The organism is Pseudoalteromonas sp. 20-MNA-CIBAN-0454 (assembly GCF_040308685.1).
GTDB lineage: Bacteria > Pseudomonadota > Gammaproteobacteria > Enterobacterales > Alteromonadaceae > Pseudoalteromonas > Pseudoalteromonas nigrifaciens.
Map to the genome: position 1 here is coordinate 157,411 of NZ_JBEOOB010000003.1, position 17,837 is coordinate 175,247.

Consider the following 17,837-nt stretch of genomic DNA (forward strand, 5'->3'; position numbering starts at 1 on the left):
ACTAACAGCGAGCAGAGTAGCTTTGTTTTGGTGTTCGTATTAGAGTGAGCTAGTTACAAGCAGTTAACACTAAACAGGACAGTGGAGGAAGTATGAGCAAAATGAGTAATGTGGATGCTTTACGCAGTGTGTTATTAATTATTGATATACAAACGAAACTTGAGCCAGCCATAGCTGACTTTAGCGCTATTTTAAAGTGCTCATTACAGTTATCGCAAGCCAGCTTAGTGCACAAAATACCGACCCTTATTACAGAGCAATATAAAAAAGGTTTGGGCGCAACCAATCAAACCTTACAGGATGCTTTGCCACAAGCAGATTATTTTCATAAAACCCACTTTAGTGCCTGTGCAGAGCCCGGGTTTTTAGCGCAACTCGCTAAGTATACTCGCCCGCAAGTCGTGGTTATTGGTACCGAAGCGCATGTTTGTGTGTTGCAAACATGCTTAGATTTATTGCAGTACGGCTATGAGGTGATCATTGCAGTTGATGCGATAGGTTCACGTAACGACAACCACAAAATAATTGCTACTGAGCAACTACGCCAAGCAGGTGCGATCATTTCCAGTACCGAGAGCATTATTTTTCAATGGACCAAGCAAGCAGCAACACCTAACTTTAAAAAAATATTACCTATTATTAAATAGCCGGCTTTGCTTGTACATAAACTTATTAGCTTGTTGGGTAAATAACAATTCAATTAGGTCAATATATTTAAATAATGTAATTAACTCGTCTACTTTGTTAAGTTAAGTGTAATATTTCAGCATTTTTTTGCTTGTTAGGGGTAACCGATGAACTTTTTTAAACTTTAATACGTATTACCTCGCTTAATTTTATTAAAAAACTTAATTTAAGGCTACTATGTCTAGTGTTGCGCGTTTATTTACGGTTATTTTTAGCCTTTTATTTATAGAATCAATAGGAGTTGGTTTATATTTTGGCACATTGAGCGAGGCCTTTATTGTTGGCTTACCGCTTTGCTTATTACCAATTTGGTTATTAAAAACCCAACCTAATAATGCTTTAACGCCCCACGTTGTCGCTGCAGCCATTATGATGTTTTCTTTTTTACATATTCAACAAACCTATGGTTTGATTGAAGTGCATTTTGAAATATTTATTTTAATGGCGGTGTTAATTATGTTTGTGCAATGGCGTGTTTTTATAACTGCTATTGTGTTTGTTGCTGTACATCACTTATCGTTTTATTACCTACAAACTCAAAACACAGGTTTTTACGTGTTTGATCCAGATAGGCTTGCCTTTACAACAGTGCTAATACACGCAGGTTATGCCATTGTTGAAGTGTTTGTTGCAGGCTATATTGCTAAAACATTGCAGCGCGAACGTAGTGCTGGGCTATCGTTAAGCTCAGCGACAGAGCAAATAATGCAAGACCCTAATCATATTAAACTTTCTTTACGTGCTGATGATCAAAAAAGCCAAGCGGTAGCCGGCTTTAATACCTTATTAGAGTATTTGTCAGATGTAATTAAACAAGTAAAAACTCAATCAGAGTCATTAAAGGTAAGCTCACAAGAGCTGATCCAAGTGCACGACGAGTTAACCGAAGGTGCAGATCAGCGCACCCAACAAACCGACGATATTGCAAGTTCTGGTGCGCAAGTTGCTCATGGCTTTAAACTTGTTGAGCAAGAAAGTGAAGTATTAAAACACCAAGTAGATAATATTACTCAAGCTGCGACCAATGCCTTGCAAGAAGTGTCACAAACAGACAGTAAAAGCAGAGAGCTATTAACACTACTTAATCATACGGAAGAGCAAATAAATCATCTTGTTGGCGCAGGCGACGTAATATCGGGTTTACTTAATGAAATATCGGGAATAGCAGATCAAACTAACTTACTGGCTTTAAATGCCGCAATTGAAGCCGCTAGAGCCGGAGAGCATGGTCGTGGCTTTGCTGTTGTCGCATCAGAAGTGCGCTCACTTGCTACTAATAGCCAAGCAACTACGGCTAAAATAGCCGCTACCTTAAAAGACTTGGTTAGCAATAGCCGCACATCTACTCAGTCTATGAGCCAATGTGTTGATTTTGTAGTCGACTTAACAAAAATAAGCACCACGATGAAAGAAAACATTTCATCTATGAGTGAACAAATTAAAGCGGTATCAAGCAGTACTAGCTCAGTGGCTCAAGTAGTTGCCGAGCAAGCGGGTAATACGGCGCAAATAGCACTAAGCACAGACAAAATGCGCCAAAACCAATACCAAGACACAAAAATAGTTAAGCAGTTAACAGCTAAAGTACAGTTAATTGACGTAAGTATTGATGTATTAGAGCAAAGTATTGCAAAATTTAAGTAAGTCGAATTACTTTATTGTAGGGGTTGTTGCCGCGTGGTTTATACTGGTTGTGACTGGGCTGGTGTACTTTCAGCTTGGGCAACTAAAGCCGTTTGATGAATCGCAAATGCTAAAGCAACAAAATTGGTTTGAGCAATTTAAACAACAGTTAGTGGTTAGTAATACCGTGGCATCGCTTGTTATTATTACAGAGCAAAATTGCGGTTGTACTAAGCAAGCACAAGCGCACATTACGACGTTGCAAGCATTTGCAAAAAGTAAAGGACTTGCCGTGCAAGAGTTGCAACTTACACAACAACTTAAGCAAGCCATTCCAGCAACCCCTGCTGCTGTAATTATTGATAAAAATGGGGACTTTGTTTATGCCGGGCCGCTATCCGAAGGACTAGCGTGCTCGCAAGGAAGCGGTTTTGTAGAAACTGTAATTAGTAACTTAACAGCTGGGTTTAATTCACAGTTATTAATTGCTGACACTAAAGGCTGCTATTGCGTTACGAGTACATAGGCAAAGCTTTTATTTATATAGAATAATCAATTGCAAATGAGAGTGGTTAGCATTAACATGCGTTCACTGTATTATTGTTAGTTATCTCTCATGAAATTTACTCTTTTATCTATCGCAATCTCATCAATTATATTTAATTCTGCCAGTGTATTTGCCGCCGAAGAAGCTGAACAATCAACAACAGCACCGCCCTCAACAATACCGCTCAATAGCGCAACGGCTCAGAATAATATTGAAAAAATAGAAGTAGTAGGCCGTGCTTTTTCGTTATATAGGCCAACCGAGTCAGCATTTGGTACCCGTACAGATACCCCCTTAGAAAAAATACCTCAATCGATTCAAATATTACCGCAAGCGTTAATTAGTGACCAAGCAGCACGTCAAATTACTGATTTATATAGTAACATTGCAGGCGTTAATGGCTTTAGCTATTCGGGCGTAACATTTAGAGGCTTTCGTCAAGACGAAATTTTATACGATGGTGTAAAAGGTGACCCTTTTAATGGTTTTGCCGTACCGCAGTTATTTAATATTGAGCAAGTAGCAGTGCTTAAAGGCCCAAGTGGCGCGGTTTATGGTAGTGGTAATCCAGGTGGCATTATTAACTACATGACTAAAAAACCACAATATATTGCTAAAACTACAGTAGAACTAGAGCTTGGCAATGATGACTTTTTTAGTGGTGCTTTTGAATCTACAGGCAGTGTAAACAACGAGCAAACACAAGCCTACAGAGTGGGCGTGTATAAAGAAAGCCAAAATCCGTTTAGGTATAACACCGGCGAAGACAACACCATTATCGATTTAGGTTATCGCTTTGACTTTGATAATGCGTCAAATTTAGTGCTGCAATACACTAATATAGATCAAGACTTAGCAGGAGCCCGTTTACGTGGCGTACCTGTAGATGATAACGGCGACTTTATTGCTAATCGTGAGTGGAACCATAACGAAGCAAGCGATTATCAAAAAGTGTCAGCTGATGTGTATCAGGCAACCTATAAAAATGAGTTAAATGATATATTTAGTACAGATGTAACAGCGCGTTACTTTACTAATACCGAACAGCAAAACTATCACGAACCGCGGGGCTTGTTAGATACCGATAATGACGGTGTAGTTGATTGGAGTGAACGTGAATTTAGAGATCAAGCGCGCGAAAACCAAGGTTTGAGTTTAACTGCTAGTTTAATAGCACAAACAACGATTGCGAATATGGAGCATGTGTTTTTAGTAGGCGCAGATTATTATGCTGCTAAATTTGATGCTATATACCGCACCGCCAAACAAGCAAGTAAAGGCGGACCAGTACCTGGACTATCGTTAATCAATCCGCAATATGGTTTAACATCGGGCGCCGATTACGACTTACAAAGTATAACCCCACGATTTGTTAGTACTGAATCTAAAAGGCTCGGGGTTTATTTGCAAGATCAACTAGATATTACCGAAAAGTGGAATATAACAGCGGGGCTACGCTACGATCACTTTGAAGATACTGATCAGATCAGCAATACAGAGTTTTCAGATAGTGATGTTACGGTGCGTATTGGCACCAGTTATAATATTAACGATACGTTTTTTCCATATGCGCTTTATGGTACAGGCTTTTTGCCGCAAGATGCGGCAAGCCAATCTGAGTTAGTAGGTGGGCCATTCTCCCCAGAAAATAGCTATATTACAGAGTTAGGCTTGCGCACTAAATTATTTGATGACTCCTTGGCGATTAATATCGCGACCTATCAAATTGTGCGTAAAAATATTTTGCAAACAAGCTTACTACAAAATGATTCGGGTATTGACCAGCTAGAATCGCTAGGTGAAGTGCAAAGCGATGGCTTTGAGCTAGAGGTGGTTGGCGACATAACCGATAGCTGGGTAGTAACGGCCAGTTACGCGTATAACGATACCCGTATAAACGAGCAAAGCGAAGGCTTTTCAGCGCAAGCTGCTGGTTCTGATAAGTTTGCCAATGCCCCCCAAAATACTGCCGGAGTATGGACTCGCTATGACCTACCCAGCATTAACTCATCTATTGCTGCTGGCCTTGATTATGTTGATCAGCAAGTAAGTTTAGATGGCACCCATGTAAAGCCCTATACTATTTACAATATGGCCTGGAAAACTCAGTTAGAAAACTGGACGTGGCAAGTATCAATTAAAAATGTGTTTGATAAAGAGTACGCATCAAGCGGCTTTATAAATCGCACTGGGCATTTTCCGGGTGAGCCAAGACGTGTTTACTTATCGGCTAAATATCAGTTTTAATACTTAAGCTGATGTGAAATTAAAAGCCCTCGTTTATGGATAATGAGCAGAGGGCTTTTAATAATAAAAGTATTGAGCCTAAATAGTTGCTATGCCATATAGCCCTAACAGCACAAAAACACTGGCTGCAATAATTCGTACTTTATTTAAAGGAATGCGTTTTAGTAGCGCATTACCTGCATAAATAACCGGTACGTTGGCAATTAACATGCCCACAGTTGTACCAATAGTAACCCACAATACTGATTGATATTGTGCGCCAAGTAGCACAGTGGCTATTTGTGTTTTATCGCCAATTTCAGCAATAAAAAACAATACAAAAGCGACTAAAAATGCGCCATAGCGATCGTATTTATGGCTCACGGCTTCATCTTTATCAGGGATCAGCAGCCAAAGGCCAACCACAATAAAACTAATATTCACAACCCAAGGTAGGTACTCAATAGCAAAATTACCACTAAGCCAATCTCCAAACCAAGCAGATAAGCCATGATTAATAATAGTTGCGACTAATACACCTAAAATGAGTGCAATTTTATTATGAAAACGAGCAGCGAGCAGTAACGATAAAAGCTGAGTTTTATCGCCTATTTCCGCAAGGGCAACAGTGACGGTTGAGGTTAAAAATATTTCCATTACAACTACTTACAGGCGGGAGCACTAAACCAAGGCAAATAGCTATCTCCCGCCTTGAGGATAGTTATCTACCTAGGTCTCGCCGATAATGCTTGCTACAACATTACAAACTTACCACGCACGTGAGGTGCAATTATGTTGATAAGTTTACTTGTGACACCAATAATATTAAAGCGTGGTTATTGTAGCGATATACAAGGCTATAATTACTCACTTTTCCAACACGATTGATATTACTAAGCGGGCTACTCCCCTAAGAGACGCGCATTATCCCACAAACCTTTTAGATAGTAAATCTTGAACCATAGATTAAGCGCTATAAGTAATTAAAACGAATAGCTTAAGCGTACAGGTGCTCAGTGGTTGTTTTAAAAATTGAATACAGGGCCTCAACGGACATACAATTTTGGAACATATACTTTTTTAAACAGTCGCTGATTATTTTAACCTGTGTAGCACTGCTTAAAATAAGATCAAAAAAAAACATAATTAACTGCAAAAGTGTTTGATAACCATTACCATTTAGATTAGTATGCACCTACTAAATGTAATTGAGAGTGGTTTGTATTCATGTATATTTGTCTATGTCACGGTGTGACCGATAAAAAAATTGAACAAACAATTGACGATGGTGCAACAACCATGCGTGAGTTAACTAAAGAGCTTAAAGTGGGCAGCCAATGCGGTAAGTGTTGTGGTTGTACTAAAAAGATCCTTAATCGTAAGCTTATTCAAATTGCCGATATAACGGATCAAGTGGCTTAATTTAGTTAAAAATTACATTACAAAATTTAGATATAAAAAAAGCAGCTTTAAGCTGCTTTTTTTATGCGTGTTAATTACTATTACAGCTGCGACTGTAGGTAGTTTTCTAAGCCGGTATTTTCAATCAGTAATTGCTGAGTTTCTAACCAATCAATTTGCTCTTCTTGTTCATTTAAAATGTGATCAAGGGCTTCACGAGTAATATAATCTTTTTTACTTTCAGCCAGTTTAACTGCGCTACGTAACTCATCAATTGTATCAAGTTCAAAGCTCATATTGGCAGCAATCATTTCTTCGCTGTTTTCACCAATACGTAAACGGCCTAGGTCTTGAAGATTTGGTAAGCCTTCTAAAAACAAAATACGTTCAATTAAACGATCCGCGTTTTTCATTTTTTGAATTGATACTTTGTAGTCTGCTTTATCTAATTTACTAAAGCCAAAATCTTTAAACATACGTGCGTGTAAAAAGTATTGGTTAATACCAACAAGCTCGTTAGCGAGTACTTTATTTAGTGCTGCAATAACGTCTTTATCGCCTTTCATACTATATACTCCTACTAAGCCATTTGTGCTTGATGATAATTTTGCGTTCCAATCTTATCAATTAAACCAAGTTGCTGTTCTAACCAGTAAACATGATCTTCTTCGGTATCAAATAATAGTTTTTCTAAAATGGCACGAGATTGATAGTCTTGTTGTTCTTCGCATATTGCGATTACGTCTTTTACGCTAGCTACTACTTCAAGCTCAAGTGTTAAGTCGTTTTGCATCATGCTTTTAACATCGGTGCCAATTAATAAATCACGACGTTTAGTCATGTTAGGCACACCTTCTAAAAATAGAATGCGTTTTATTAACCAGTCACAATGATCTTTCTCTTCTTCCATTTCGTGGTTAAGGCGCTCATAAAGTTTAGCTAATCCCCAGTCATCGTACATGCGCGAATGAATAAAATACTGGTCAATTGCTGCTAATTCGTTGGCTAGCAATGTATTAAATGCGTCGATTACTTTTTGATTACCTTTCATGATAGATCACCTTAACAAGTTCAATTGCGACCAGTGTAGTGCAAACTGCAGCTATTGCAAGTTTTTTCTATAAAAATCATAATGTTACTATTGGTTTTGATTCTTATTTAAGTTTGCGTTATTACTTGGTTTGTAAGCAGTTTTTAATTTTTATAATAGGTATTGTTAATTGAGCGAGATGAGAGTTAATACACATATTTTAATATAATTTAAAAAGGCATGCTTAACATGCCTTTAAAGTTACTTAAATCAGTTAGAATTGATATTTAGCACCGAGAGTTGCCGTAGTGCCTAGCCCTTTAATATTGTAGCCACCATAAGTATATGATTGCGCACGAGCAGGGTAGTAGTCGCTGTTAAATAAATTTTCGACCCCAAAATAGCTGCTCCATTGTGGAGTAATTTGATATTGACCACTCAAATTAACTATATCGTAACTACTTACAGGACCTTGATCGCCAACGTATTGGCCTTGTTCGTTTTTATCAAAGCGCTTTCTATCGCCAACGTATAAATAGCTAAATGTAAGAGCTATGTCGTCGCTGGCCTGCCACGCTAAATTGGCTGTCGCTTTTGGTGGGCTAATTTGTTTAGCACCTAAGTATTCATCGGCTTGGGTATCTTTACCTTCAACGTAGCTATATGTGGCAACTAATTTAAGTTGTGGGGTAATGGCATAATTTACTAAGCCTTCAAAGCCCCATATTTTTTGCGGCGCGCGTATTGGCTCATAAACGCCTGTTACATCGTTAAATTTATTGCTGGTTCCTAGCTCAGACGTGCTTTTATATGCTGCTAGTTCAAAGCGCAGGTCATCAAATTGTGAGGTGAAACCTACTTCGTAGTTATCTATAATTGATGCTTGTGTTTGAATAAGCGCTATATCGTTTACAGTAGCTGCGCGCAATAGTATGCCTATGTCTGATATATCAGAGCCCTGCGAGTAACTAAAAAATGGGCTAAAGGCAGGGCTTAAATTATATTTAATGCCAGCATTGTAAGTTGTTGCATCGTAATTTATGGTATCGCCGCGCACACTAAGTGGTACTGAACATTGCGTAGCGGTTCTGCATAGCTTTAATGTTTGATAGTCGGCTACCGTTAAATCTATGCTTTCTTTTCTTACACCGGCTTTTAAAATAATATCGTCGTTAATTACCCACTTTGTTTGTAAAAAACCAGCAACACTATCCATGTCCATTTCAGGAACCCATATACGGCCATCAACTAAAGGTTGTGAGGTTTTATCGTTTAGGGCATCAATACCATATATTAAGGTGGTTGTTAGATTATCAAAGTCAAATTGGCTATTAAATGTGGCTCTTGCGCCTAGTTTATCTGACTTTATAACAGATTGACCACCGCTATAACCATCATCAAGATTGGCTAAATTAGTTGAAAAGAAAAATACATTTTCTATATTTTGCTTGTACAGATCTAAGGTCATTTGGGTGTTATCGAATAAGGCGTAATCTAGGTATTTAAGAGTAATATTTACATTGCCTTCGGGGCCTTGCGGTTTACCTTGTTTTTGCAGCTCTTTGGGTACGTGAATCGCATAGGTTTTTTCACCTATGTTACCGTCGCCAGTAACATCCCCTAAATCAGTTTTTTGCTGTGAGCTATAAAAGTTATAACTAAACTCTAGTTGCTTATCATCATCAAAATCGTAGCTTAGTTTAGTAAAGTAGTTTTGTGTTTCTGAGTCTGACAAACCATATTGCAAGCCTAAAATATCACCCTCTGAATCACGTTGTACACCGTTTTGCTCGTAACTGGCGCTTATTAAATAGCTAAACTTATCTAAGCCACCATTTACAGCTGCCGATATTCTTGCACCGGCACTTTCATCAAGCTTAACAGCACTAAAGCGGCTAGAAATACTAATTTCGCCCTCAGGCTGGCCGTCACTTTTCGCTTGTTTTGTTATGTAGTTAATTATGCCGCCAGCAGCGCCATTACCATAAATAGAGGTTGCTCCTTTAATAACCTCTATGCGTGCAATGGCACTGGCATCTAGCGTTTTTATGCCCAATGAACCGTTACGCAGTGGAGTTGACTGTGGTACGCCGTCAATCATAACTAAAGGTGCGCGACCACGCAGTGTTTGGCCTGAGTTACTGGAGCTGCCGGTGCTAGGAGCCAATCCTGGTACCATTTGTGCGAGTAAGCTGCTTAGTTCTGGGTTTACTTTTAAGTGTTGTTGAATTTGCTGCTGATTTATAACAGTAATTGAAGCAGGAACTTCATCAATACTTTCAAATATACGACTACCCGACACAATAACGTGTTCTAACTGATCAGCAGAATATTTGTTTTTACTATTTTCATCGGCAATTGCGCAAGCACTAACAGCGACGCTAAGTAAGCAAAGTGAGGTTTTTAACATGGTAACTCAGATAAATAATTAATTTTGGTAATGATAACTATTAACAATAGCAGTCACAAGTGTTAATGATAATTATTTTCGATTGCGTCTTTTTAACCAAAAGTAAACACCCGTTACAATAAAAAAGCTCAGTGATAGGGTTATTAGTAGCCATAAAAACTGTACAACTGGCCCAGCAAAATTACCAATATGAAAGGCATATTTAAAGTTCCATGCTTGCGTGGTGAAATTGGTGCTATTTGCATCGAACGAGTTGACTACTTTTGCAGTATAAGGATTGACCCATACCCAGCTATAGGCATGGCTTTCTCCTGGGTTTTGTATTCTTAAAGCAATCGCGTCATCCGCTTTTTTAGGTAGGTATACCCTATATGGCTCACCTTTAGGAAATATGGCTTGAGCATTATTAATTGCTAAATTGTATTGTAATTCGGTTTTTTTAAGTACAGGTATTTTGGGAGGCGCAGGTCTGTTTGTTACTTTATTTTGTGTTACCAATTCTAAAACAGACTGCGTTTGCGTTTTCCAATTAAACGCCATACCCGTAAAGGCAATCAGTATTAATGGCACAAAAAAGTAAACTCCCAACACAGTATGCAGCTGATACAGCAGTACTCTTAGTTTTGCTTTAGGTTTTATAGCTAAACGTTTTATCCGGTTTTTAGGTTTTACCCATAAATAAAAGCCTATTAATACGTTTATTAACAGCAGTAATGCACATACCGACATCCAATTTTTAAATGGTTTATTACCGTCACTGCTCTCAAATAATAACCAGCGATGCAAAGCAAGCGTAAAACCATAAATTGTATCTGTACTTTGGTAAGTATAAATAACATTGCTGGTGTAGGGGTTTACGCTCGCGTAGTGATTATTAGCTAATCTAAACTGCCATGCCATAGTAGGGTTTTGTTCAGGCATTAAAAAAACAGTTTTTTGTTGGGTTTGAGTTTGCACACTATTTATTAAAGTGTCGAAATTTAGCGGTTTTTCTGCAGGCGTTACTAGCCATTTTTCGGGCTGGGTAAGGTGTTGTAGATCTTTTGCGTAAATTAACACCGCTCCGCTGAGGCTCACTATTAATAAAAACAACCCGCTGAGTAGGGCAAGTGTTAAATGAATTTTACGTAACCAAAGTTTCAAAAACGGCATCTCAATTGTGAGCTAAGAACCCTAATTGTAAATGATAATGAGAGCAGTTTTCAATTGAAAGTTTGTTTATAAAGCTATTTTTATTATAAATTATTGTGCTTTTCTATTATGCAGTTTTCAATATTAAAATTATGCTGTAAAAAGTGTTTAACGGCTGCTAAATCAAGTGAGTTATGAGCGTTAATCAGCAGTTCGCAATGACTGGTTTTATCATCTAATTGCCATACTTTTATAGCTATTACTTGCTCTATATTAAAGTTTTTGGTGAGAGCGCATGTAACAGCTTGGGTATCAAAGTTATTAGGCGCAGCTTGCATTAAAATGCGACAGCTTTGTTTAAGCAGTAACACGCCATGGTAAATAACATAAAAAGAAATTAAAATTGTCGCAATTAAATCAACTATATACCACTGGTACAAAATAATTAAAGTACCTGCAACAATAACCACAACAGACGCCATCGCATCAGATACATTATGAATAAAAGCAGCTCTTATATTCATACTGCTATTTGCGCCAGCTCGGTAAGTTAAAAGTGCAGTGATTAAATCTATTAGCAGGGCAAATGCAGCCACCCACACTATGATCCAACCATCAATTGGCTGCGGGTTTAAATAACTGCTCATAGCTTCAAAAATTAAATACACACCTATCAGTATTAATGTACTGCTATTGAACAAAGTAGCTAAAATTTCAGCGCGCTTGTAGCCAAAGTGATGTGTGTTATCGGCAGGTTTGTTACCAATTTTACGCGCAACAAGGGCAATAAATATAGCGGCTGCATCACTAAGATTATGCAGTGCGTCTGCCATGAGTGACAAACTGCCAGAAAATATTCCGCCAATAACTTGCGCAACAGTAAGCAGAACATTAATGGCAACAGCTAGCGCGAGTTGCTTGTTACTTTGGCTGTCGTCTACATGGCTGTGTGCATGGTCATGACCCATAATATCCCCAAGTAACTACTTATATTAAGATTGTTATATCACGAGCAGCTAAAAACAGCTACACGGGGCTTGATGAAACTTAGCTAACTCATTGTGTATACTTAGGCGTATATCTAGTTAAAATCCAGGTAGCAGTACTGTTTGTAAAACACATAAAAATTCATGGGCTTATTAGCGCAAAACTTGCGTCTTAGGCTTTTTAATGCATTAATACATAGTATTAAAATGGGTAAAATTACTAGGTAATTCAGGTATGAATAAAGGTTTGAGCTTCACAAAGCTAGCAGGTAAAGGACAGTCTGTACAAAGTAAGCTAACTATAGCCTTTGTAGTTATTGCATTAATACCTTTGTGTTTGTTTTCTTGGCTGAGCTTTAAGCGAATAAATAATACATCAGAACAACACGCCCAAACTGAATTACAACAGGTAACAAATATTGCTCAGCAGTTTAGTCGCTTTTGGCTGGCTGATTATATTAAAGATTTTAAGTTACTTAAAAACCAGTTAACGACTAACTCTGTGCAACAACAAAGTGCAATAACTGAGTTTGTTAACGTATACGAATTTGTAAATAATGTAGAGCTAATAGATAGCGCAGCTTTGCTTGCTACACCTACATCTTCTTTTATTAGCAAAATAGCTCCTCAATCGTTAACTAATATCCATACTAGCTTGAGTGAGCATGCAACGCCTTCATTTCAATCATTTTTAATTGAAAAACAACCACATTTTATTATTGCGCTTGGTATATATAATACGGAGCAACAATTAAGCCGTATTCTTTTAGCCGATATAAACCCCCAGTGGCTAATGAATCAATTAAATGCAATGTATACTAAAAACAGCGAGCTTAGTTTTAGTTTATTGCCAAGTAATAGTTTGCCTTTATTAAACCAACAGCCATCAACAGAGCAAACATTATTAAATAAAACACAATTAATGCAAAAAACGTTTACCTATAACAACGAAAATAATGATGTAATGTATGGCTTTGTTAGTCAGCTGAATTTTTTGGGTGATCAAAGCTGGCTGCTATTAGTGTCTAAGCCGAATGTTCAGGGGCTAACAAATACTTATTCTATTAAGTATTTTGCTTTGGCAACACTGCTTATGTTGTTGGCTGTTTTAGCGTGCTCTTGGTGGTTTGGTCGAGTATTGTTTCATCCATTAAGGCGCTTAACAGCCCTTGTTGATAAAATTACCAAGGGGAAAAGCACCCAAGTACCTATTTTACCCGACAGCCAAGAGTTTAATTTGTTATCGAGTAAGCTGTGTAAATTGGCCGAAAATAAACAGCAACAACTAACAGAGTTTTATAAACAAGGGACTGAACTACAGGTTGTGCTAAGGCACTTAGCAGAGCAAAAAAGTGCACTTGATGAGCACACGATTGTGGCTGCAACAGATTTAAAAGGCACTATCACTTTTGTTAATAAAAAGTTTTGTGAAATAAGTGGTTATGACGAACACGAGTTAATAGGTAAAAACCACCGTATTCTTAATTCGGGCACTCACCCAAAACAGTTTTTTAAAGAAATGTACCAAACCCTAAAACAGGGAAAAGTATGGCATGGGAAAATATGTAATAAAGCCAAGCAAGGTAATTTATATTGGGTAGATACCACCATAGCGCCATTTTTAGATGAAAATGCTAAGCCACAAAGCTATATAGCCATTCGAACAGATTTAACCGCATTAAAGTTACAAGAAATAGAGCTAGAAGAGCATAAAGCACAACTACAGTTGGTAATAGATACTACCGCTGTGGGAATTTGGGATTGGTACATTGACACAGGTAAAGTCACTTTTAATCACCGTTGGGCTGAAATAATTGGCTATACCTTAGATGAGTTAGGCCCAGCAGTAATAGGCACTTGGTATAAGTATACCCACCCAGACGATTTAATCGTTTCGGAGCAAAAATTAAACGCTCATTTTTCTGGTGAAACAGACTATTACGTTAATGAAGCACGTATGAAACATAAACAAGGTCATTGGGTATGGATACTAGACACTGCAAAAGTGGTTGAATGGAATGATGATGGCTCACCAAAGCGGATGATAGGTACCCATTTGGATATTACAGAACAAAAAGCAACAGAGCTAGAATTACAAAATAGTCGTGACCAATTTGCCTCGTTAGTAGGCAATATTCCAGGCATTATTTACCGCTGTAAGTACGATAAAGTGTGGACTATGCTTTATATGAGTAAGCAAACTAAAGAGCTTACGGGTTATGACGCTGAGGCAATATTAGAGAATAAGCAGTTAAGTTATTTAGAAATAATTTACTCGGACGATCGTGACGATATTGAAAAAACGATTATTAAGTGCATTGACGAGCACACGCCTTGGTCTGTTGAATACCGGATCATAACGCAAGGTAATGAAGTACGTTGGGTAAATGAAAAAGGCCAAGCCATTTATGACACTGACGGAAACGTATTATATTTAGATGGTTTTATACTCGATATTACAGAGCGTTATCAGGCGCAATTAAAAATAACACGTCAGCAAAGCCTGCTTGAATCTATGAGTAAACAGGGGCAAATAGGTGCGTGGGAAATAGACTTAAAAGCGCAAACGCTTTATTGGTCAGACGAAGTACGCGCAATTCACGAAGTGCCACAGAGTTACTCTCCAGATATAGCCACCGCAATAAATCATTATAAAGAAGGCTATCACAGAGATAAAATTAATGCCCTTTTTGAAAGTGCAATAAGTAGTGGGAAAAGCTGGAATATTGAGCTTATTATTGTTACTTACACTGGCCAAGAACGTTGGGTTAAGTCAATAGGGCAAAGTGAGTTTGAAAACGGCCAGTGCATTCGTGTTTTTGGCTCTTTTCAAAGTATTGATGCGCATAAGCGACTTGAACTCGAAAGCGAAAAAGCCAATCGTTATAACAAAAGCTTAGCCATGCTTACTGTTGCACCTGAAGTGCAAAGCAGTGATGTGGCAGAGGTAAAAAAATTAGCCGTTAAGTCTATGTGTGAAGTGCTTGATGTACAGCGCGCTTCTATTTGGATTTTTAACGAACAACGCGATTTAATGATTTGCCATAGTTTAAATATACAAGGGCAAGGTGTTGATTGCTGTAATGCACAGCTCAGTGCAGAGGATTACCCTGCCTACTACGAAGCTATTTATAAACAAAACTTAATAGCTATTGACGATGTTTATAATCATCCCGCTACCGTTGATTTTATTGAGCATTATGCAAAACCTAATAATATAAAATCTATGCTAGATGCCGTTATTACAACCGGTGACGGAAATTTAGGTATTTTATGCGCAGAAACCGTTGGGGAGTTTCGCCAATGGACGCAAAGTGAAGAAACCTACTTACGCTCTTTAGCAACTTTAGTAGGCAGTACCTTAGTGTCACAACGCCGTAAACAAACCGCTGAGGAATTAAAAATAGCTTTGGTTTTGGCAAAAGAAGCCGGTGTAGCAAAAAGTCAGTTTTTAGCAACTATGAGCCATGAAATACGTACGCCAATGAATGGTGTTTTAGGCATGCTTGAGCTTATTCAGTTAGAGCAACTGCCCAAGCCTATTGAAACTAAAGTAGCAATTGCTAAAACCAGTGCGCAATCATTACTGGGTGTAATAAACGACATTTTAGATTTTTCAAAAGTAGAAGCAGGTAAAATTGAGCTAGAGAGTATTAATTTTAATGCCCGCGATTTAATTGGGGAAGTAGCCGCTGGGCAAGCATTAACAGCTCAAAATAAAGGCATAGAAATAATTTTAGATTTGGTTGCCTTAGAGCCATCGCAGTTAAGTGGCGATCCAGGGAGAATACGCCAAGTATTAACTAATTTATTAAGTAATGCCGTTAAGTTTACAAACGAAGGCGAAGTGGTGGTTAGCGCATCTATTGAGCGTATTGAGGCCCAGCTAATGCTGCAAGTTAGCGTAAAAGATTCTGGTATTGGCATTAGCAAAGAAAAACAACAACAGTTATTTGCACCCTTTATGCAAGTAGATGCGTCTACTACTCGAGAATATGGAGGCACTGGCCTTGGTCTTGCTATTAGTAAGCAGTTATGTGAACTAATGGGAGGCGCTATTGCAATTAAAAGTAATGCTGGCCAAGGGAGTGAGTTTATCGTCACCATGGAGGTGCTAAAGGGCGATCAACAAGAGCGCTATATGCCAAAGGCTAATATTAATGGGTTAAGTATATTGGTAGTTGATGATAACGAAACAAATCGTTTGGTTATTTCAGAGCAGCTCAAGCACTGGGGAGCTAATGTTGAGCTGGCAAATAATGCCGAACATGCGCTGCTAATTTGTGAAAATAGAGTTAAAAACAATCAGGGCATGTATGACATAGCTGTATTAGACATGCAAATGCCCGGCATGGATGGCATAGAGTTATGTAAAGTATTAAAAGCGCATGCAGATTACAAACATATGCCATTAGTAATGATGACCAGTATTGCAGGCTTAGAGGGGGCTCAGCGCTATTCTGACGCAGGCTTTCAGGCTTACTTTCCAAAGCCAGTAACAACCGCCGATTTAATTTCTGCGCTTTCGGTTATTACTAATAGCGAGCAGCACGAAGCACTGCCATTGGTAACATCTGGGTATATTTCATCGTTGCGCAAAGCCAAAACCATTGAGCCTGCTAAAATATTATTGGTTGAAGATAATCCAATAAACCAGCAAGTATCTACTTTAATGCTTAAAAAGCTCAATTGCGAAACAGTCTTAGCCGAAAATGGTCAACGTGCTTTAGAGGAACTTGCAAAACATGAAGCAGGTTACTTTCAAGTTGTACTAATGGATTGCCAAATGCCGGTTATGGATGGTTATGATGCCACTATTGCAATACGTAAAGGTGAGGCTGGCGAGCAGCATAAAGCAATTAAAATTATAGCATTAACAGCCAATGCCATGGATTCAGACAAAGAGCGGTGTATTGCAGCTGGCATGAATGATTATTTAAGCAAGCCAATTGAACTTGATATTTTAAAAGATAAATTAGAGCAATATTTTTAAGGTTAAAGCAGTATGACAAACACAATAGACATTCGTGATGCGCAAGCAAGTGATGCAAAAACCATTTTGCACTTTATTAATGAGCTCGCTATTTATGAAAAAGAGCCACAAGCAGTTAAAACCAATGAACAAGCCATTTTAGATACCCTTTTTAGTGAAGGCGCAACAGCGCATAGCATTATATGCTTTGATGGCGACGAGCCCATTGGCTTTGCTGTTTATTTTTATCGAAATTTTCCGAGAAAACCCATTGATCGACGCGAAGCGGTGTCGATGGGATGAATCGGAATAGTTAGCCCTGCTCTTGAATGTATTTTCGAATTGTATCAGCAGCCGCATTTCCAACAGAGCAAACAAAATATCCGTCAGACCAAAATGTTTTTTTAACCCAGAATTGCTTTTTAAACCATTTAAATCTCGACCATAGACTTTGCGTTGTAGATTGTTTAATTCTCCTAACGTAACTCGCAACACTGATATTGGGAGAGATCGTTAGCAATATGTGTATATGATCTTTGTCCACCTCGATCTCTTCGATATTAAATTCTGAGCGCTCTGCAATTTCAGTGATTTTTTGTTTTACAAAATCACCTACATCACCTTTTAACAATTGTTTTCTATATTTAACCACAAGTATTAAATGTAGCGCTATTAAATATTTACAGTGAGATTTAGTGTCATATTCCATCTTGACAACTCATTTCCATACAGTAGTCTATACAGTATATGAAAAAGACGCTTAGATACAACTACAGGCTAAATCCTACGCCAGAGCAAGAAGCTAAACTCGTTGAGTTTGGCGC

The 17,837-nt window shown here is 38.1% G+C and carries 14 protein-coding genes and 1 pseudogene; 8 read left to right on the top strand and 7 right to left on the bottom strand.

Going from position 1 to position 17,837, the window contains the following annotated elements:
• Positions 1-92 precede the first annotated feature (92 nt).
• The 4 genes from AAEZ22_RS02590 to AAEZ22_RS02605 all read left to right on the top strand — a co-directional run bounded on the left by AAEZ22_RS02590 (position 93) and on the right by AAEZ22_RS02605 (position 5,104).
• The gene (locus AAEZ22_RS02590; protein WP_011329906.1) at positions 93-647 is read left to right on the top strand and encodes an isochorismatase family protein; all 555 of its coding nucleotides are present in this window, start codon (positions 93-95) and stop codon (positions 645-647) included.
• A 217-nt stretch (positions 648-864) separates the two neighbouring features.
• Positions 865-2,331, top strand: coding sequence for a methyl-accepting chemotaxis protein (locus AAEZ22_RS02595; RefSeq protein WP_089369183.1), 1,467 nt, complete (start codon positions 865-867; stop codon positions 2,329-2,331).
• The gene (locus tag AAEZ22_RS02600; protein ID WP_011329908.1) at positions 2,315-2,836 is read left to right on the top strand and encodes a DUF6436 domain-containing protein; all 522 of its coding nucleotides are present in this window, start codon (positions 2,315-2,317) and stop codon (positions 2,834-2,836) included. Before AAEZ22_RS02595 ends, AAEZ22_RS02600 begins: the two co-directional genes overlap by 17 nt.
• Before the next feature lie 90 nt (positions 2,837-2,926).
• Positions 2,927-5,104: a TonB-dependent siderophore receptor gene (locus AAEZ22_RS02605; protein WP_089369184.1), complete on the top strand. Its 2,178-nt coding sequence runs from the start codon at positions 2,927-2,929 to the stop codon at positions 5,102-5,104.
• A 78-nt stretch (positions 5,105-5,182) separates the two neighbouring features.
• Here AAEZ22_RS02605 and AAEZ22_RS02610 read toward each other — a convergent pair whose 3' ends face one another.
• Positions 5,183-5,740, bottom strand: a complete 558-nt coding sequence (locus AAEZ22_RS02610; protein ID WP_086994541.1) for a TMEM165/GDT1 family protein — start codon at positions 5,738-5,740, stop codon at positions 5,183-5,185.
• Between the two features lie 570 nt (positions 5,741-6,310).
• On the opposite strand from AAEZ22_RS02610, the gene AAEZ22_RS02615 reads away from it, so the two are divergent.
• A complete protein-coding gene (locus AAEZ22_RS02615) occupies positions 6,311-6,505 on the top strand; it encodes a (2Fe-2S)-binding protein (protein WP_011329912.1) in 195 nt (64 codons plus the stop codon).
• Positions 6,506-6,585: 80 nt separating this feature from the next.
• Here AAEZ22_RS02615 and bfr (AAEZ22_RS02620) read toward each other — a convergent pair whose 3' ends face one another.
• The 5 genes from bfr (AAEZ22_RS02620) to AAEZ22_RS02640 all read right to left on the bottom strand — a co-directional run bounded on the left by bfr (AAEZ22_RS02620) (position 6,586) and on the right by AAEZ22_RS02640 (position 12,023).
• The gene (bfr, locus tag AAEZ22_RS02620) at positions 6,586-7,050 is read right to left on the bottom strand and encodes a bacterioferritin (RefSeq protein ID WP_011329913.1); all 465 of its coding nucleotides are present in this window, start codon (positions 7,048-7,050) and stop codon (positions 6,586-6,588) included.
• A 14-nt stretch (positions 7,051-7,064) separates the two neighbouring features.
• Complete coding sequence (bfr, locus tag AAEZ22_RS02625) at positions 7,065-7,535, bottom strand: bacterioferritin (RefSeq protein WP_011329914.1); 471 nt, start codon at positions 7,533-7,535, stop codon at positions 7,065-7,067.
• A gap of 253 nt (positions 7,536-7,788) precedes the next feature.
• Positions 7,789-9,924, bottom strand: a complete 2,136-nt coding sequence (locus AAEZ22_RS02630) for a TonB-dependent receptor (protein ID WP_089369185.1) — start codon at positions 9,922-9,924, stop codon at positions 7,789-7,791.
• Positions 9,925-9,996: 72 nt separating this feature from the next.
• Complete coding sequence (locus AAEZ22_RS02635; RefSeq protein ID WP_089369330.1) at positions 9,997-11,067, bottom strand: PepSY-associated TM helix domain-containing protein; 1,071 nt, start codon at positions 11,065-11,067, stop codon at positions 9,997-9,999.
• Between the two features lie 92 nt (positions 11,068-11,159).
• The gene (locus AAEZ22_RS02640; protein ID WP_089369186.1) at positions 11,160-12,023 is read right to left on the bottom strand and encodes a cation diffusion facilitator family transporter; all 864 of its coding nucleotides are present in this window, start codon (positions 12,021-12,023) and stop codon (positions 11,160-11,162) included.
• Positions 12,024-12,276: 253 nt separating this feature from the next.
• On the opposite strand from AAEZ22_RS02640, the gene AAEZ22_RS02645 reads away from it, so the two are divergent.
• Together AAEZ22_RS02645 and AAEZ22_RS02650 are read left to right on the top strand one after the other, a co-directional pair.
• On the top strand, positions 12,277-17,034 hold the full coding sequence (locus tag AAEZ22_RS02645) for a PAS domain-containing protein (protein ID WP_352296062.1): 4,758 nt from the start codon (positions 12,277-12,279) through the stop codon (positions 17,032-17,034).
• A 12-nt stretch (positions 17,035-17,046) separates the two neighbouring features.
• A pseudogene (locus AAEZ22_RS02650) lies at positions 17,047-17,262 on the top strand (GNAT family N-acetyltransferase); the annotation flags it as partial.
• Positions 17,263-17,326: 64 nt separating this feature from the next.
• Here AAEZ22_RS02650 and tnpA read toward each other — a convergent pair.
• Positions 17,327-17,722, bottom strand: coding sequence for an IS200/IS605 family transposase (tnpA, locus tag AAEZ22_RS02655; RefSeq protein WP_089367634.1), 396 nt, complete (start codon positions 17,720-17,722; stop codon positions 17,327-17,329).
• A gap of 38 nt (positions 17,723-17,760) precedes the next feature.
• Here tnpA and AAEZ22_RS02660 point away from each other — a divergent pair.
• On the top strand, positions 17,761-17,837 hold a 77-nt coding region (locus tag AAEZ22_RS02660; protein WP_262977142.1), incomplete at its 3' end, for a helix-turn-helix domain-containing protein.

Coding starts and splice junctions, on each gene's coding strand:
- AAEZ22_RS02590 (WP_011329906.1), top strand. CDS start 93: ATGAGCAAAATGAGTAATGTGGATGCTTTACGCAGTGTGTTATTAATT.
- AAEZ22_RS02595 (WP_089369183.1), top strand. CDS start 865: ATGTCTAGTGTTGCGCGTTTATTTACGGTTATTTTTAGCCTTTTATTT.
- AAEZ22_RS02605 (WP_089369184.1), top strand. CDS start 2,927: ATGAAATTTACTCTTTTATCTATCGCAATCTCATCAATTATATTTAAT.
- AAEZ22_RS02610 (WP_086994541.1), bottom strand. CDS start 5,740: ATGGAAATATTTTTAACCTCAACCGTCACTGTTGCCCTTGCGGAAATA.
- AAEZ22_RS02615 (WP_011329912.1), top strand. CDS start 6,311: ATGTATATTTGTCTATGTCACGGTGTGACCGATAAAAAAATTGAACAA.
- bfr (WP_011329913.1), bottom strand. CDS start 7,050: ATGAAAGGCGATAAAGACGTTATTGCAGCACTAAATAAAGTACTCGCT.
- bfr (WP_011329914.1), bottom strand. CDS start 7,535: ATGAAAGGTAATCAAAAAGTAATCGACGCATTTAATACATTGCTAGCC.
- AAEZ22_RS02630 (WP_089369185.1), bottom strand. CDS start 9,924: ATGTTAAAAACCTCACTTTGCTTACTTAGCGTCGCTGTTAGTGCTTGC.
- AAEZ22_RS02640 (WP_089369186.1), bottom strand. CDS start 12,023: ATGGGTCATGACCATGCACACAGCCATGTAGACGACAGCCAAAGTAAC.
- AAEZ22_RS02645 (WP_352296062.1), top strand. CDS start 12,277: ATGAATAAAGGTTTGAGCTTCACAAAGCTAGCAGGTAAAGGACAGTCT.
- tnpA (WP_089367634.1), bottom strand. CDS start 17,722: ATGGAATATGACACTAAATCTCACTGTAAATATTTAATAGCGCTACAT.